Genomic DNA, 15,775 nt, shown 5'->3' with positions numbered 1-15,775 from the left:
TATTTTTACAAGACAGCCTTTTGTTTGAATATTATCTTGCTGCGTAATAAGAATAGTTATTAGCAACTTGTTGGAAAGCAAGTACGCCAGCCTGATTTAATTCTACATTCATTTCTTTACCGTCTGGCAAGTACATAACAACTTCGTCGTCATTTTCGAACTTTAACAACTTAGTTGTTTCTCCATTCGCTTCAATGCTCCAACTCTTGTCCGATTCATCGAATACGAGATCGACCGCTTTTTCATCGCCTTCTTTTTGGATATGATACCCGTCTGTTTTGGTTTCTACGGTATAAACACCGTCTTTGCCATCAATAGTCTTTACAGAACCAACGTCGGCAACTGGGTTGCTTCCACTCCAAAACTCGATAGAATTGATTACCAATACATCTGCCAATGCAGAGATTTCATATACAGGAACAATCCAGAAAGCGATAAATACCAGTTCGTTAACAAATTTGCTATCAATGTTTCTGTTCCATGACAACAACTTGTTGGTTAAACCAAACGAACCAATACAAGATGAAAATAATACACTACTGGCAAGTGTTGTAGCCAATAGTAATGTTACACTTCTTTTTTTCATGCGTTTTTAAAGTTATTAGCTGTTAATTGATTGCGAAGATACATATTTTATTTTTTATATGAAATGTCAATTTATTAAGATCAGGATGTTTTTGTGAAATTATCCCGATGATTTTATAAAACCATCGGGATGTCTTTTTGTTTCATCCGGAAGAAATTTTTATTTCTTTCGAAAGGATTTCTTTTTTCTTCCGAATGCGGGGAAATGTACACTGTTGTCGTATCTTTGTTGCCGGAAAATATAAAGATATGATTTCAGTTGAAGGTTTAACGGTTGAGTTTGGTGGATTTACACTGTTTGATGATCTGTCATTTGTTGTAAATAAGAAAGATCGTATTGCATTAGTAGGTAAAAATGGTGCGGGAAAGTCTACAATGTTAAAGATATTTGCGGGCATGCAATCTCCTACATCGGGAACAGTTAGCATTCCTAAAGATGTAACGATAGGCTATTTGCCGCAGCAAATGAAATTGGCAGATTCAAGAACCGTTCGTGAGGAGGCTGAACGTGCCTTTGAGCATATCCATGAAATGGAGCAGGAGATTGAACGTTTGAATATGGCATTAAGTGAACGTACAGACTATGAGTCGGAGGCGTATCAAAAGTTAATAGACCGTGTTACGCATCTCTCCGAACATTTTCAGTTGATAGGAGGAAACAACTATCATGTGGAATTGGAACGTACTTTAGTTGGTTTGGGATTTTCGTATAATGACTTTGACCGTCCTACGTCCGAATTTAGCGGCGGATGGCGTATGCGTATCGAATTGGCTAAACTGTTGTTACGCCGTCCTGATATATTATTGCTTGATGAGCCGACGAATCATTTAGATATAGAGTCTATCCAATGGCTTGAAAATTTTATAGCTACCCGTGCCAATGCCGTTATATTGGTTTCACATGACCGTGCTTTTATTGATAATACGACTTCGCGGACAATAGAAATAGAACTGGGTAAAATATATGACTATAAAGTGAAGTATTCCGAATATGTGGAGCTTCGCAAAGAACGTCGTGAGCAACAACTCCGTGCCTTTGAAAACCAACAGAAAAAACTGGCGGACACGGAAGCTTTTATTGAGCGTTTCCGTTATAAAGCAACGAAATCCGTACAAGTACAGTCCCGCATCAAACAGTTGGAAAAGATTGAACGTATAGAAGTGGATGAAACGGATACTGCTATGCTGAGTTTGAAATTTCCGCCGGCTCCCCGTTCCGGATCATATCCGGTTATTATAGAGGATGTGGCTAAACGCTATGGAGATCATTTGATCTTTCAGCATGTGACATTTACTATTAACCGCGGTGATAAGGTCGCTTTCGTAGGAAAAAACGGAGAAGGTAAATCTACTCTCGTAAAATGTATTATGGGAGAAACAGATTATGAAGGCAAACTTCAATTAGGGCATAATGTAAAGATTGGTTACTTTGCCCAAAACCAGGCACAACTGTTGAATGAGAATTTTACTGTTTTTGAAACGATAGATTATGTTGCTCAAGGTGATATCCGTTTGAAAATTCGTGATATATTAGGAGCTTTCATGTTTGGAGGTGAAGCTTCGGATAAAAAGGTGAAAGTTTTGTCCGGAGGCGAAAAAACGCGTTTGGCAATGATTCGCTTGTTGTTGGAGCCTGTCAATTTGTTGATTCTGGATGAGCCGACGAATCATTTGGATATGCGTTCTAAAGATGTGCTTAAAGAAGCCTTGAAGGAATTTGACGGAACTGTGATCGTTGTGTCCCACGACCGAGAATTTTTGGATGGTCTGGTTACGAAAGTATATGAATTCGGAAATCAAAAAGTGGTAGAACATCTTGGTGGTATTTACGACTTTCTTGAACATAAGAAAATGGATAGCTTGCGTGAATTGGAGCGTACGGCGCAAGTCTCTGTGACTTCGGATGTTCAGGAAGTGCAACCTACACAAAATAAGCTCTCATACGAAGCCCGTAAGGAGCAGAGCCGGTTAATTAAAAAACTGGAAAAGGCAATTGCCGATGCCGAAAACCGTATAACGGAACTGGAAGACTCCATAGCTGTTATAGAAACCAAGTTGGCAACTCCGGAAGGAGCATCGGATGCCTCTTTGTATACGGACTATTCGAATCTGAAAAATGAGCTTTCCGAAACGATGGATAAATGGACTGAGCTAACCATTGAAAAGGACAGATTAACAACGGAAAATGCGTGAACGTAATATTTGCATTTATATTTGAAAATAATTTAAAACGAATAACTTTGTTTTGTAAAAAGTCCTTAGCTTTGTGTGATGAAACATAACACACAAAAAGCCTAATTCTTACAAGATGTTAACTCAAATTATAAACGGAAAAATCCTTACCCCTCAGGGCTGGTTGAAAGACGGCTCTGTTCTGATAAGAGACAACAAAATCCTGGAAGTAACAAACTGCGATCTTGCAGTAATCGGTGCTACGCTGATTGATGCTAAGGGCATGTATATTGTTCCGGGTGGTATAGAAATTCATGTTCATGGTGGTGGCGGACGAGATTTTATGGAAGGTTCGGAAGAGGCGTTTCGTACGGCTGTTGCCGCCCATATGCAACATGGAACTACCAGTATTTTCCCGACATTATCGTCTTCAACAATTCCGATGATCTGTGCAGCTGCGGCTACCACAGAAAAGTTGATGGCCGAGAAAGACAGTCCTGTTTTGGGACTTCATCTGGAAGGACATTATTTTAATATGAAGATGGCCGGAGGACAATTACCTGAAAATATTAAGAATCCGGACCCGGAAGAATATATTCCTCTTTTGGAAGAAACAAATTGCATCAAACGCTGGGATGCCGCTCCCGAGTTACCTGGTGCCATGCAGTTTGGAAAATACGTCTCATCAAAGGGCATATTGGTTTCTGTTGGTCATACACAAGCCGAATACGATGATATCCGTACGGCTTACGAAGCCGGATATACACATGCTACCCATTTTTATAATGCAATGCCCGGTTTTCATAAACGCAGGGAATATAAATATGAAGGAACTGTTGAAAGTATTTACCTGATTGATGACATGACGGTAGAGGTAGTTGCCGATGGCATTCATGTGCCACCAACGATTCTTCGTTTGGTATATAAGATAAAAGGAGTGGAAAAAACATGTTTGATTACAGATGCTTTGGCTTGTGCGGCCAGTGACAGTAACACGGCTTTCGATCCGCGTGTTATTATTGAGGATGGCGTTTGTAAGCTGGCAGACCGTTCCGCCCTTGCCGGAAGTATTGCGACGATGGACCGTTTGATCCGTACAATGGTGCAAAAGGCGGAAATTCCTTTGGAAGATGCGGTTCGTATGGTTTCGGAAACTCCTGCCCGTATCATGGGTGTGGACGACCGAAAGGGTACATTACAGCGTGGTAAAGATGCTGACCTGATGGTGCTGGATGACGATTTAAATGTAAGAGCCGTTTGGGCAATGGGTAAGTTGGTGGAAGGCACCAATAAATTATTCTGAAAATAAGGAGGATTGGAATTATGCTGACTCAGATTATAAATGGTCATATCCTTACGCCACAAGGTTGGTTGAAGAATGGTTCTGTTTTAGTTAAAGACGGAAAGATATTGGAGGTCACAAATAATGATCTTGCTTTGACAGGTGCGACTGTGGTTGATGCCAAAGGCATGTATATTGTTCCGGGCTTTGTTGCGATGAATATACATGGGGGCGGAGATTATGATTTCCGGGATTGTACGGAAGACGCTTTTCGGGGAGCTGTCGCGGCTCATATGAAATATGGAGCTACATCAATATTTCCTACACTTTCGTCGTCTACCATACCTGATATTTACAAGGCTGTATCGGTTTGTGAAGGTTTGATGGCGGAGAAAGATAGTCCGGTTATGGGACTCCATATAGAAGGCCCGTATTTAAATCCGAAAATGGCAGGTCTTTTATATTCGGATACGATAAAAGAACTGGATAAAGACGAATATATGGCTTTGCTGGAAAGTACGAACTGCATCAGACGTTGGGATATTAGTCCCGAGCTGGAAGGTGCTCATGAGTTTGCGCAGTATATCACCTCTAAAGGGCTTTTGGCGGCGATTACACATACGGAGGCCGAGTTTGAAGATATAAAGAATGCTTATAAGGCCGGCTTTACACATGCAGCCCAATTCTATAACGCAATGCCTGGTTTCCACAAACGTCGTGAATATAAATATGAAGGAACGGTGGAAAGTGTTTTCCTTATGGATGATATGACGGTTGAGGTAATTGCTGACGGTAAACACTTGCCATCCACAATTCTCCGTTTGGTGTATAAACTGAAAGGGGTGGAACGTATGTCTCTGGTAACCGATGCTCTTTCCTACGCGGCAGACGGTGGAGAACCGGCTATCGGTTCACGTATCATTATAGAAGATGGCGTATGTAAATTAGTAGATCATTCGTCATTGGCCGGAAGTATTGCGACAATGGATAAATTAGTCCGTACAATGGTGAAGAAAGCGGATATTCCGTTGGCGGATGCTGTGCGTATGGCTTCTGAAACACCGGCACGCTTGATGGGAGTTGATAACCGGAAGGGAACTTTGCAGCGTGATAAGGATGCAGATATTGTCATTCTTGACAGAGATTATAATGTCCGTGCCGTTTGGTCAATGGGAAAATTAGTTCCGGATACAAATACATTGACATAATGTTATATTCAAAATAAACAGGAAGGCTATCCTTTGTTCGGGGTAGCCTTTTTTATGCTTTAATCCTGATAAATCAAATCTTTTACGTCATAAATTTGTTTTATCAATATAAAGGGATATTGGTGGCAAATTGTTATATTTGTAACTCAAGTTAAAAATATGAATTAAAATAAAGATCAGGTATGAAAACAAACCTAAGTTCAAAGATTACCCTGACGCGTATACCGCAAAAGTATTATCGTCCGGAAAATGATTTTGAGAATTCTGTGTTAACTCGCATGGAAAAGATACCGACTAATATATACGAGTCGGCTGATGAAGGAGCGTTGTCTATCGCAAATGAAATAGCAAATCAAATCCGTAAGAAACAAGAAATAGGCGAGTCGTTTGTTATCGCTCTTCCCGGTGGACGTTCCCCGCAAAGTGTGTATAAAGAATTAATCCGTATGCATAAGGAAGAGAATTTGAGTTTCCGTAATGTAATCGTTTTTGTAGAATATGAATTTTATCCGTTGAATTCCGCATCTACCGGAAACGTGACTCATTTAAGAGAAGCGTTGTTTGATCATGTGGATATTGCTCCGGCTAATATTTATGCTCCTGACGGAAGTCTGCCGAAAGATGATATTCTGAAATTCTGTCGCGAATACGAAGAGAAGATACAGAGTTTGGGTGGATTGGATTATATCCTGTTAGGCTTGGGACGCGCCAGCAATATCATGTTTAATGCTGCCGGTTCAACTATCAATTCACGTACTCGTCTGGTTGTATTGGAAGGTGCGGCACGTAAAGAAGCAGCCCGCACTTTTCCTTCTGTAGAGAATGTGCCTGCCGGTGTGATAACGATGGGTATTTCCACTATGATGAGAGCGAAAAATGCAATCCTCATGGCTTGGGGTGAAGATAAAGCGGATATTATAGCTAAGACCGTTGAAGGTCAGGTTAGTGATGCTGTTCCATCTTCTTTCCTGCAAAACCATCCTAATGCAAAAGTGGTGGTAGATCTTTCCGCTGCTTATAGTTTAACGAGAATCTGCCATCCGTGGTTGGTTTCCAATTGTGAATGGGATAACAAATTGATTCGTCGTGCTATCGTTTGGTTATGCCAGTTGACGGGAAAACCTATTCTGAAATTGACGAATAAAGATTATAGCGAACATGGGTTGGGAGAATTGTTGGCTCTATATGGTTCCGCTTATAATGTAAATATTAAAATCTTTAATGACATCCAGCATACTATTACAGGATGGCCGGGTGGAAAGCCAAATGCCGACGATTCAAATCGTCCGGAACGGGCTACTCCATATCCAAAGAAAGTAATTGTGTTTAGTCCACATCCGGACGATGATGTAATTTCTATGGGTGGAACTTTGCGCCGGTTGTGCGATCAGCATCATGATGTACATGTCGCCTATCAGACTTCCGGTAATATCGCTGTGGGTGATGAAGAAGTAATCCGTTATTGTGAATATCTGCGTGATGTCTGTGACAAGTATGCGGCAGGAGATCATTCCGTAAAGAAAAAAGCGGAAGAAATCATTAACTACCTTCGTTTTGAAAAGGTTGAGAATGGCGAACCGGAACGTAAGGATGTTTTATTTATGAAAGGTACGATCCGTCGTGAAGAAGCCCGTCATGGTTGCCGTTATTCCGGTGTCAAGGATGATCATGTTCACTTCCTCGACTTACCATTCTATGAAACAGGTATGGTTAAGAAAAATGATTTGAGTGATGCCGATAAGGATATTGTAAAGAACTTGTTACTCGAAGTGAAACCGGATCAAATGTTCGTAGCCGGTGATTTGGCTGATCCTCATGGAACTCATAAAGTTTGTTTGGATGCCGTTTTGGCTGCTATTGATGAAGTGAAGGATGAAGAATGGATGAAGAACTGTCGCGTATGGATGTATCGTGGAGCTTGGGCTGAATGGGAAATGGATCATGTGGAAATGGCAGTTCCTATTTCACCGGAAGAATTGCGCCATAAGAGAAATGCGATTCTGAAACACCAGTCTCAGGCGGAAAGTGCTCCGTTCCTTGGTGACGACGAACGTCTGTTCTGGCAGCGTGCAGAAGATCGTAACCGTTCAACTGCCGAGCTGTATCATCAGCTTGGTTTAGCTTCTTACGAAGCAATGGAGGCTTTTGTACAATATATCCCGTTGCGTTAAGATTATTTTATTCACAGAAGTGAATATAAATACATGGCAATAATGGGTTTTAGCTACAAGGAAACAAGTAGTTAAAACCCATTTTTATTGTCTTTAAATATTTGTCTCTCTCCTTTATATACTGTTACTTTGCACCCGAATAAAAAAGGATAGGTAATATGTTGAATTTTCTGAAGAACTGGACATTGCCTGTTGCCATGTTGGCCGGTATATGCGGTTATTTTATGTTTGCCAACTTCTCATTCCTGGAGCCGACAAAACCGTTTATGAACACCTTAATTGCGTATCTTACCCCTTTCCTTATCTTTGCGCAATTATTGCTTACTTTTTGTAAAATTACCCCGCGTGAATTATTGCCTTCTCCCTGGCATGGGTGGTTGCTGTTATTTCAGGCGGTTTCCGCAACGGCCTTAGCCGCTCTATTAATCTTCATCCGGATGGGAGGTGCCTATAAAGAAGTTTTTGAAGGGGCGATGGTTTGCCTGATCTGTCCTACAGCGACAGCGGCAGCCGTGATTACCGGGAAATTAGGAGGGAGCACATCCAGTTTAACGACCTATACTTTGTTGTCTAATATACTGGCAGCTGTGGCCGTCCCATTGTTGTTCCCCTTAGTTGAGCCTCATACGAGTGTGACTTTCTTTACGGCCTTCCTGACTATTTTGAGCAAAGTCTTTCCGTTGTTGCTTTGCCCTTTTTTTCTGGCTTTATTGCTTCGCTACGTTTTTCCGAAACTTCTCCATATCTTGATCGGTTTCCACGATCTGGCCTTTTATCTCTGGGGCGTAGCCTTGGCAATCGTGATGGCACAGACCACGAAGTCGCTTGTCAATAGTGATGCGCCGGTATTTGTGGAAGTGATGATCGCCCTGGGTGGATTCGTCGCCTGCGCCGTGCAATTCTTTCTGGGTAAAAAAGTCGGAACGATTTATAAAGACCGTATCAGTGCCGGCCAGGCTCTGGGACAGAAAAATACGGTTCTCGCTATTTGGATGGCTTATACCTACCTCGATCCGCTTTCTTCGGTTGGCCCGGGATCGTACGTCGTATGGCAAAATTTGTTTAATAGCTATCAGTTGTGGAAAAAGAGAAAGAAAGAGAGTGAAATGATTTAAACTATAAATAGATGAGTGTATATTTAGCATTCTAAAAAATAAAAAATATGAGACTAAGCAATCAGTGGTTTACCGCTCTGTCGGAAAATGAATCGGGACAAATGGTAACTGTCAATGGACGTGATGAACTTACCGAGTTTATTCAATCCGGCAAATTCAAGGAACGGGCTGAAATTACCTGGAAGTATGAACCTGACCGCTTGGGCATGCCTTCGGAAGAAACAGCCGGAAGGATGGAAGCGATGCAGGCTGTTTTGCAGAAAGCGATGGAGAAAGACAAACTTTCTATCATGACCGGTATTTATACCGGTGGTGGTGAAAAAGTATGGGTCTTCTATACACGTACAGTACGTGTCTTTGGCGAACGCTTGAATGAAGCTCTGGCCTCATTTGAATTGTTGCCGATCTCTATTTATACGGAAGTAGATACGGAGTGGGAGGAATATAAGGATATGTACGAGATGAAAGCGTGGACGGTAGACTGAAATGCCGGGATTCTAATTGGGAGGGGCAACAGGAGAAATCCCTGTGCCCCGTTTTATCAATAATAGCTGAAATAACTGAATTCGGCAGGTTGTTCCTGAACTCCGCAATGAATCAATCCGGGCCGTGCTACTCTGTCCCAACGTACCTGTTTACTATAATCCCGTTTAGGAGTGATGCCGTCAACTAAATTCCATTTCTTGCCGTCTTTACTCCAAAGGAAAGAACATTGAGTTCCCTCGTTTACTTCTATTTTCAGATAAGGTGATGAAACCGGAATTGATATTTCACCAACGATGTTTTCCTTCCCGTCTATTATTTCTTTGATTAATAGTTTATCGTCTTTGCAGCCGAAAGCCACAAGCGTTTTGTCGTCTCCATAAAGGGTAAGACCTTTCAGACTGTTGTTATGGTTGATAATTTGCGTCTCAAATTCGTAATCTTTCTTTATGGAACGAAGGCAGAGAGCAGAGCCGTTTTTGTTGTTTTCTTTCATGAGGCCGCTCAGCGTTAGTTTACCGTTGCCGGTCTTTGTACAGACATTTGCATACGGATAGTTCCACGACCATTCCGCCTTGAGTTTCTTATCTTTGAAAGTATCCTTGAATATAGCTGCCTGTTTTTGTTCAGTTCCGGCGAAAGGCACAGGCTGCTGTATTTGTGCTGTTTCACCGGTTTTAAAATGTACCCAATCATCATCACCTATGATCATTTCTTGTAAAACAGGCTGGCGTCCGGCATAGAAATTACCGTCAGTCAGGTAAGCATGACAGAGATAAAACATACGTCCGTCGGGTGTCGTTGTCATAGTTCCATGTCCACACGATTGTATATCGCCTCCTCCGTGAAGGGTCGGATTGCCTTCATACTTTTCGTATGGCCCTTTTAATGATTTGGCACGGGCTACAGCTACTTGGTAGTCACTTTGCGGACCGCAACAGCTATTGGTGGAGTAGACGATATAGTAGTAATCTCCTTTCTTGAAATGACATTGCCCTTCCATACCGATACGTTCATCATCTCGCAGCAGGGTGAAAATCTCACCTTCCAGATGCAGGCCATCGGCAGAGAGTTTACTGCAAAGCAGTTCAATGGGACGATTGTCCAATCCGTATGCTTTCCATGAGATGTATAATTCTCCGTTGTCATAAAAGACGAAAGCGTCAATGGCTTCTTTCCCAAATTCTACCAATACGCCATGATCCGTAAATTCTTCAGTAGGATTGTCTGATGTAGCTACTCCGATGTATGAAATACCGTTCAGGTTGCGTGCCGTGTAATAGGCATATACCTTATTGTTGTGATAGAACAATTCCGGAGCCCAGAAAGAGGATAAAGTCCATTCGGGTTGTTTGTTGAAGATATGCCCTGTCTGTTTCCAGTTTACCAGGTCAGTAGAAGTAAATACAGGATAAAAAGGTGCCCATTCGGAAGAAGTTCCGGTGGCATAATACGTTTCTCCTATTCGTATAATAGACGGATCTGCAACGTCTCCGCCGATTACGGGATTATTAAAGAATCCTTTCGGTTGTCCGTGCATGCCGCATATACATGCCAAAGAGCAGGCAATTGTAAAAATAGTCTTTTTCATGGTCTGAATTGATTTAAAAACGAAACAAATATAATAGATTTATTGCGATTCATCCATTCGTTACTACTGTTTTTTGCCTGTCTCTTCCTGTCCTTGCGGGCTTACCCCGCAATCTGTTATTGTGCCAGCAAGTAAGCCTTAAAGTCGGCAAAGTCTTTGCTTAACTCTACGCTTTGCTTTTTACCTTGCATAAAAGCTTTTAGCTTGGCAGGAATTTCAATGTCCGTATCCAGAATTTTATCTACTGTCCCTTTGAATTTGGCAGGATGAGCCGTTTCAAGGAATAACCCGGTTTCCTCTTTATCCAGAGTGTTCTGTATTAATGCCTGGTAACCACATGCGCCGTGAGGGTCTAGCAGGTATCCGCATTCATTGTAAACACGTTTGATTGTAAAAGCAATCTCTTCATCTGTAAAACGGTATCCGGAGATAAGTTCACAAATCGCTTTATGCGGATCGCCATAAATACCAAACATATCCTGAATACGAGCGAAGTTACTTGGATCACCTACATCCATCGCGTTTGCAATGGTGGCTATAGATGGACGTGGCGTATATTTGCCGGTTTCCAGATAATCAAGGAAAACATCGTTGCGGTTGTTGGCCGCAATGAATCGTTTGACAGGAAGTCCCATTCGATGAGCGAATAGTCCGGCTGTAATGTTCCCGAAATTACCGCTCGGAACGCTTACTACCAGTTCACCGGCTTTGCCCATTCTGTCTAATTGTGCGTAGGCATTGAAATAATAGAATGACTGTGGAAGGAAACGGGCTACATTGATAGAATTGGCTGATGTCAGCTTCATGTGATTGTTTAGCTCCGTATTCATGAAAGCGGATTTAACCAACGCCTGGCAATCATCAAAGTTTCCGTCTATCTCGAGCGCAGTAATATTCTGCCCTAATGTAGTGAACTGACATTCCTGGATAGGACTGACTTTTCCCTTGGGATAAAGTACATATACATGTATTCCCGGCACACCCAGAAATCCGTTCGCAACGGCGCTTCCCGTATCTCCCGAAGTGGCAACCAGAACATTAACCTGTTTCAGCCCTTCCTTCTTAATAAAGTAACCCAACAAACGGGCCATGAATCGGGCGCCTACATCTTTGAATGCCAGTGTAGGACCATGGAATAATTCGAGGCTGTAAATATTGTCATCTACTTCAACAACCGGAGTGTCAAATGATAAAGTGTCTTTTACGATTTCATGTAAAGTTTCCGGTTCAATATCATCCCCGAAGAATGCTTGTGCAACGGTACATGCGATCTCATGGAAGGATCTGTTTTTCATATCGTTGATCGTTCCTTCACTAAGCGAAGGGATAGATTCGGGCATATACAAGCCCTTGTCGCCGGCTAAGCCTTTTACAACGGCATCCTCAAGCGTTGCGAGAGGGGCTTGTTTGTTTGTGCTGTAATATTTCATAATAATTTAATCTTTTAGAAATTCTTTTATGAATTCGTCTTTTTCCAGAACGCCATATTTCCCGTTCATAACGGAAAATTCATCAAACCGGGTTACACTGTCCGGTGTTTGTCCGGGCTTATATATAACGAAAGGAACCGGACTGTTTGTATGCGTACGGATAGCGCAAGGGGTAGGATGATCCGGTAATATGGCAATGCCTACAGGCTCGTTCCACTTTTGCAGCTCCTCATAAATAATACGTACGGCACGGTTATCCAGGTTTTCTATTGTTTTTACTTTCAGTTGAACGTCTCCTTCATGCCCGGCCTCGTCACTGGCTTCAATATGAAGGTAGACGAAATCTTTCGTTTTTAAAGCGTCGAGCGCCGCTTGTGCCTTGCCTTCGTAGTTTGTATCATATAAACCGGTAGCGCCTTCTACATGGATGACTTCCAATCCTGCATATACGCCGATACCTCTGATTAAGTCTACAGCGGAGATAACAGCACCTTGATTGAAGCCGTACATTTCTTTCATGGTCTGCATGGCCGGACGATATCCCGGCGACCAGGGCCAGATACTGTTTGCCGGATCTTTCCCTTCGGCAATACGTTTTTTGTTTACCGGATGCTCCATCAATATCTCTTGAGATTTCAAAATGAGATCGTTTAACAGTGCAGCCGTTTCTTCGGCTTCCGGAACTTCCGGCTTTACTAACAAAGGTCTGAAAGGATGTAGCGGTACATCATGAGGAGGCGTACAGTCCAACCTTTTATCGCCTCCCTTAATAACCAGCAGGTGACGGTAAGAAACACCTGTATGGAATTTAACGCGATCAGACCCCAGTTTCTCATTGAGGTACTTTATCAGTTCGTCCGCCTCTTCCGTGGAGATATGTCCGGATGAGTGATTTTTCAGTATCTCACCTTCAATACAGATAAGGTTGCATCTCATCGCCATTTCTCCGGGTTGAAGAGTTACGCCGATACTGGCGGCTTCCAATACGCCGCGACCTTCATATACTTTAGGCAAGTCGTATCCCAATACGGCCATATTTGCAACCTCGCTGCCCGGATGAAAACCGTCTGCTACGGTTTTCAAGCGCCCGGTAACTCCCAGTTCCGCCAGTTTATCCATATAAGGAGTATGGGCGTATTGCATCGGAGTTTTACCTCCCAATGCTTCGATAGGCTCATCTGCCATTCCATCTCCAAGGATGATAATATGTTTCATTCTTTTAATTCTTTATTATCGTATGTTCGCTATGGAGATAATGTCTGCAAAAACTCCGGCTGCCGTTACATCCGCTCCCGCTCCATATCCTTTAATGATCATTGGGTATTCATGATATCTTTCGGTTGAGATCATGATTATGTTATTGCTTCCTTCCAGTTCGTAGAACGGGTGGTGCGCATCTACTTCTTTCAGTCCCACTTCGCAAGCACCCTGCTCCATTTTGGCAACGAAACGGATTCGTTTATCCTCAGATTCCAATTGCTGACGTTTGGCTTCAAATCCGGCATCTACTTCGTTTATATTTTCCCAGAAATCATCTAAAGAACCGTTAAAGTACTTTTCGGGGATGAATAAAAGACGCTTCACATCCGATTGCTCTACCTTGTATCCGGCTTCGCGGGCTAAGATAACCAGTTTGCGTATTACGTCTTTACCGCTCAAGTCAATACGCGGATCAGGTTCTGCGTAACCGGCTTCTTTTGCCATCCGGATTGCCCGGCTGAAAGGAATGTCGGCGCTTATGGTATTGAAGATATAATTTAATGTGCCGGATAAAACCGCTTCGAGCTTTAGAATATGGTCTCCGCTGTTTATCAAGTCATTCATTGTATTGATGATAGGCAAACCCGCTCCGACGTTTGTTTCAAAGAGAAACTTGACACCTCTGTGACGAGCCGTTTCTTTCAGCGTGTTATAATTGTCGAATGAAGAAGACGCGGCTTCCTTGTTGGCCGCTACAACAGATATGTTGTTGTTTAGCAATGTCTCATATAAAGCGGCAATCTTAGGGCTGGCAGTACAGTCTACAAATACGGAATTAAAGATATTCATCTTCAATATTTCGTCCCGAAGATGTTCCGGATCGCTTGGCTCGCCCTTCTCTTTCAGCTCTTCTATGCAGTTCTCAAGATTCAATCCTTCACGGCAGAAAAGCGCATGCCTGGAGTTTGATATCGCTACGACATTTAATTTCAATCCGTTTTGTTCCATTAATTTCGGTTGCTGGATACGAATCTGTTCCAGCAGGTTACCGCCTACTGTACCTACTCCTGCTATAAAAAGGTTCAGTACCTTGTATTCGGACAGGAAAAAAGAATCGTGAATGGAGTTCAAAGCCTTACGCAGATATTTCAACTTGATGACAAAGGATATGTTCGTTTCCGAAGCTCCCTGTGCGCAAGCTATAACACTGATACCCGCACGTCCTAAAGTACCGAACAGCTTTCCGGCAATACCCGGAGTACGTTTCATGTTTTCTCCAACGATAGCTACAGTAGCCAGGTCTTTTTCGGCTACCGTGTCGCTCATATCTCCCTGCGCGCGTTCCAAGGCAAACTCCTCGTCCAGTACTTTTACAGCCAGGTCTGCGTCTGCGTTTCGTACGGCAAAGGTGGTATTGTTTTCAGAACTTGCCTGCGATACCATAAACACGCTGATGCCGTTCTTTGCCAACGTCTTGAATATACGGTAGTTTACCCCTATAACGCCTACCATGCCCAAACCTTGTACGGTAATCAGGCAAGTGTCGTTGATGGAAGATATACCTTTAATGATGGCCTTGCTGCTATCCTTTACTTTCTCTTTGGAGATATAAGTTCCCGGAGCAGTAGGGTTGAATGTATTCAGGATACGTATAGGAATGTTCTTATGATAAACCGGATAAATCGTAGGCGGATAAATAACTTTTGCCCCGAAGTTACATAATTCCATTGCTTCGGTAAAACTTAACCGGTCGATGACATAGGCCGATCCTATTATGCGTGGATCTGCCGTCATGAAGCCATCTACATCCGTCCAGATTTCCAGTACGTTCGCATCCAGGGCTGTCGCAAGTATGGAGGCGGTATAATCCGATCCTCCGCGTCCCAGATTGGTTACTTCACCTTCTTTGCTGGTAGATATGAAACCGGGTACTAAAGATACTTTCGGCAGTGGGTTGAATGTTTCTTTTATTAATTGGTTAGTCAATTCAAAGTCTACAATATGTTTGTTGAATTGCTTAACGGTTTTAATGAATTTTCTAGAATCGAATAATTGGGTGTCGTTAATGACGTTCGCTACAATCTGGGAAGACAAACGTTCGCCATAGCTTACTATGGTATCGCAGGTTTTTGCAGACAGATCTTTGATAAGGTATACGCCTTTATAGATATTAGCCAGCTCGTCCAGTAAAGTCATTACCTTCTTTTGCACTTCATTACGTAATGCCGGGTCTGCAATAACACCTTCTACAACGTCTAAATGCCGGGCTATGATTTCAGACAATTCGCGTTCGTAAGCAACATCCCCTTTAGCTGCCAGAGCTGACGTACTCAGCAATTTGTCGGTGATGCCGCCTAATGCGGATACGACTACGATTACCGGCTCGTCTATAGCCTCAACAATTTTCTTTACATTTAAAATACTATCTACGGAACCTACGGATGTTCCGCCGAATTTTAATACTTTCATCTTACTATAGTTAATAGTTGATAGTTGACAGTTGGCAATTTCCACATAAGTAGAGCTGCCGGTTGCAAA

Annotated in this window: 11 protein-coding genes; 6 read left to right on the top strand and 5 right to left on the bottom strand. The window is 42.5% G+C overall.

Annotated elements, in window-relative coordinates; translation table 11 throughout:
- Nucleotides 1-31 precede the first annotated feature (31 nt).
- The gene (locus tag C1721_RS00650) at nt 32-586 is read right to left on the bottom strand and encodes a DUF3332 domain-containing protein (protein ID WP_102406210.1); all 555 of its coding nucleotides are present in this window, start codon (nt 584-586) and stop codon (nt 32-34) included.
- Between the two features lie 248 nt (nt 587-834).
- Here C1721_RS00650 and C1721_RS00645 point away from each other — a divergent pair, with 248 nt between their 5' ends.
- From C1721_RS00645 to C1721_RS00620, 6 genes are all read left to right on the top strand, one after another.
- Complete coding sequence (locus tag C1721_RS00645) at nt 835-2,778, top strand: ABC-F family ATP-binding cassette domain-containing protein (protein ID WP_102406208.1); 1,944 nt, start codon at nt 835-837, stop codon at nt 2,776-2,778.
- A gap of 115 nt (nt 2,779-2,893) precedes the next feature.
- Nucleotides 2,894-4,060, top strand: coding sequence for an N-acetylglucosamine-6-phosphate deacetylase (gene nagA, locus C1721_RS00640; RefSeq protein ID WP_102406206.1), 1,167 nt, complete (start codon nt 2,894-2,896; stop codon nt 4,058-4,060).
- 20 nt (nt 4,061-4,080) lie between these two features.
- Nucleotides 4,081-5,247: an N-acetylglucosamine-6-phosphate deacetylase gene (gene nagA, locus C1721_RS00635; RefSeq protein WP_102406204.1), complete on the top strand. Its 1,167-nt coding sequence runs from the start codon at nt 4,081-4,083 to the stop codon at nt 5,245-5,247.
- Nucleotides 5,248-5,429: 182 nt separating this feature from the next.
- Nucleotides 5,430-7,418: a glucosamine-6-phosphate deaminase gene (locus C1721_RS00630; protein WP_102406202.1), complete on the top strand. Its 1,989-nt coding sequence runs from the start codon at nt 5,430-5,432 to the stop codon at nt 7,416-7,418.
- Nucleotides 7,419-7,576: 158 nt separating this feature from the next.
- Complete coding sequence (locus C1721_RS00625) at nt 7,577-8,533, top strand: transporter (RefSeq protein ID WP_102406200.1); 957 nt, start codon at nt 7,577-7,579, stop codon at nt 8,531-8,533.
- Nucleotides 8,534-8,580: 47 nt separating this feature from the next.
- Complete coding sequence (locus C1721_RS00620) at nt 8,581-9,018, top strand: DUF695 domain-containing protein (protein WP_102406198.1); 438 nt, start codon at nt 8,581-8,583, stop codon at nt 9,016-9,018.
- Between the two features lie 56 nt (nt 9,019-9,074).
- Here C1721_RS00620 and C1721_RS00615 read toward each other — a convergent pair whose 3' ends face one another.
- The 4 genes from C1721_RS00615 to thrA form a co-directional block, all read right to left on the bottom strand.
- Complete coding sequence (locus tag C1721_RS00615; protein WP_102406196.1) at nt 9,075-10,607, bottom strand: family 43 glycosylhydrolase; 1,533 nt, start codon at nt 10,605-10,607, stop codon at nt 9,075-9,077.
- A gap of 116 nt (nt 10,608-10,723) precedes the next feature.
- Nucleotides 10,724-12,037: a threonine synthase gene (gene thrC, locus C1721_RS00610; RefSeq protein ID WP_102406194.1), complete on the bottom strand. Its 1,314-nt coding sequence runs from the start codon at nt 12,035-12,037 to the stop codon at nt 10,724-10,726.
- Nucleotides 12,038-12,043: 6 nt separating this feature from the next.
- A complete protein-coding gene (locus C1721_RS00605) occupies nt 12,044-13,252 on the bottom strand; it encodes a cofactor-independent phosphoglycerate mutase (RefSeq protein ID WP_102406192.1) in 1,209 nt (402 codons plus the stop codon).
- Nucleotides 13,253-13,267: 15 nt separating this feature from the next.
- Nucleotides 13,268-15,706, bottom strand: coding sequence for a bifunctional aspartate kinase/homoserine dehydrogenase I (gene thrA / locus C1721_RS00600; RefSeq protein WP_102406190.1), 2,439 nt, complete (start codon nt 15,704-15,706; stop codon nt 13,268-13,270).
- Between the last annotated feature and the right edge of the window lie 69 nt (nt 15,707-15,775).

It is taken from the genome of Parabacteroides bouchesdurhonensis, from assembly GCF_900186615.1.
GTDB classification, from domain to species: Bacteria; Bacteroidota; Bacteroidia; order Bacteroidales; family Tannerellaceae; genus Parabacteroides; species Parabacteroides bouchesdurhonensis.
The sequence above is the reverse complement of the archived record's forward strand: the minus strand, read 5'-3'. Positions and strand labels throughout refer to the sequence as shown.

Coding starts and splice junctions, on each gene's coding strand:
- C1721_RS00605 (WP_102406192.1), bottom strand. CDS start 13,252: ATGAAACATATTATCATCCTTGGAGATGGAATGGCAGATGAGCCTATC.
- C1721_RS00615 (WP_102406196.1), bottom strand. CDS start 10,607: ATGAAAAAGACTATTTTTACAATTGCCTGCTCTTTGGCATGTATATGC.
- C1721_RS00650 (WP_102406210.1), bottom strand. CDS start 586: ATGAAAAAAAGAAGTGTAACATTACTATTGGCTACAACACTTGCCAGT.
- nagA (WP_102406206.1), top strand. CDS start 2,894: ATGTTAACTCAAATTATAAACGGAAAAATCCTTACCCCTCAGGGCTGG.
- thrC (WP_102406194.1), bottom strand. CDS start 12,037: ATGAAATATTACAGCACAAACAAACAAGCCCCTCTCGCAACGCTTGAG.
- C1721_RS00620 (WP_102406198.1), top strand. CDS start 8,581: ATGAGACTAAGCAATCAGTGGTTTACCGCTCTGTCGGAAAATGAATCG.
- nagA (WP_102406204.1), top strand. CDS start 4,081: ATGCTGACTCAGATTATAAATGGTCATATCCTTACGCCACAAGGTTGG.
- C1721_RS00625 (WP_102406200.1), top strand. CDS start 7,577: ATGTTGAATTTTCTGAAGAACTGGACATTGCCTGTTGCCATGTTGGCC.
- C1721_RS00630 (WP_102406202.1), top strand. CDS start 5,430: ATGAAAACAAACCTAAGTTCAAAGATTACCCTGACGCGTATACCGCAA.
- thrA (WP_102406190.1), bottom strand. CDS start 15,706: ATGAAAGTATTAAAATTCGGCGGAACATCCGTAGGTTCCGTAGATAGT.
- C1721_RS00645 (WP_102406208.1), top strand. CDS start 835: ATGATTTCAGTTGAAGGTTTAACGGTTGAGTTTGGTGGATTTACACTG.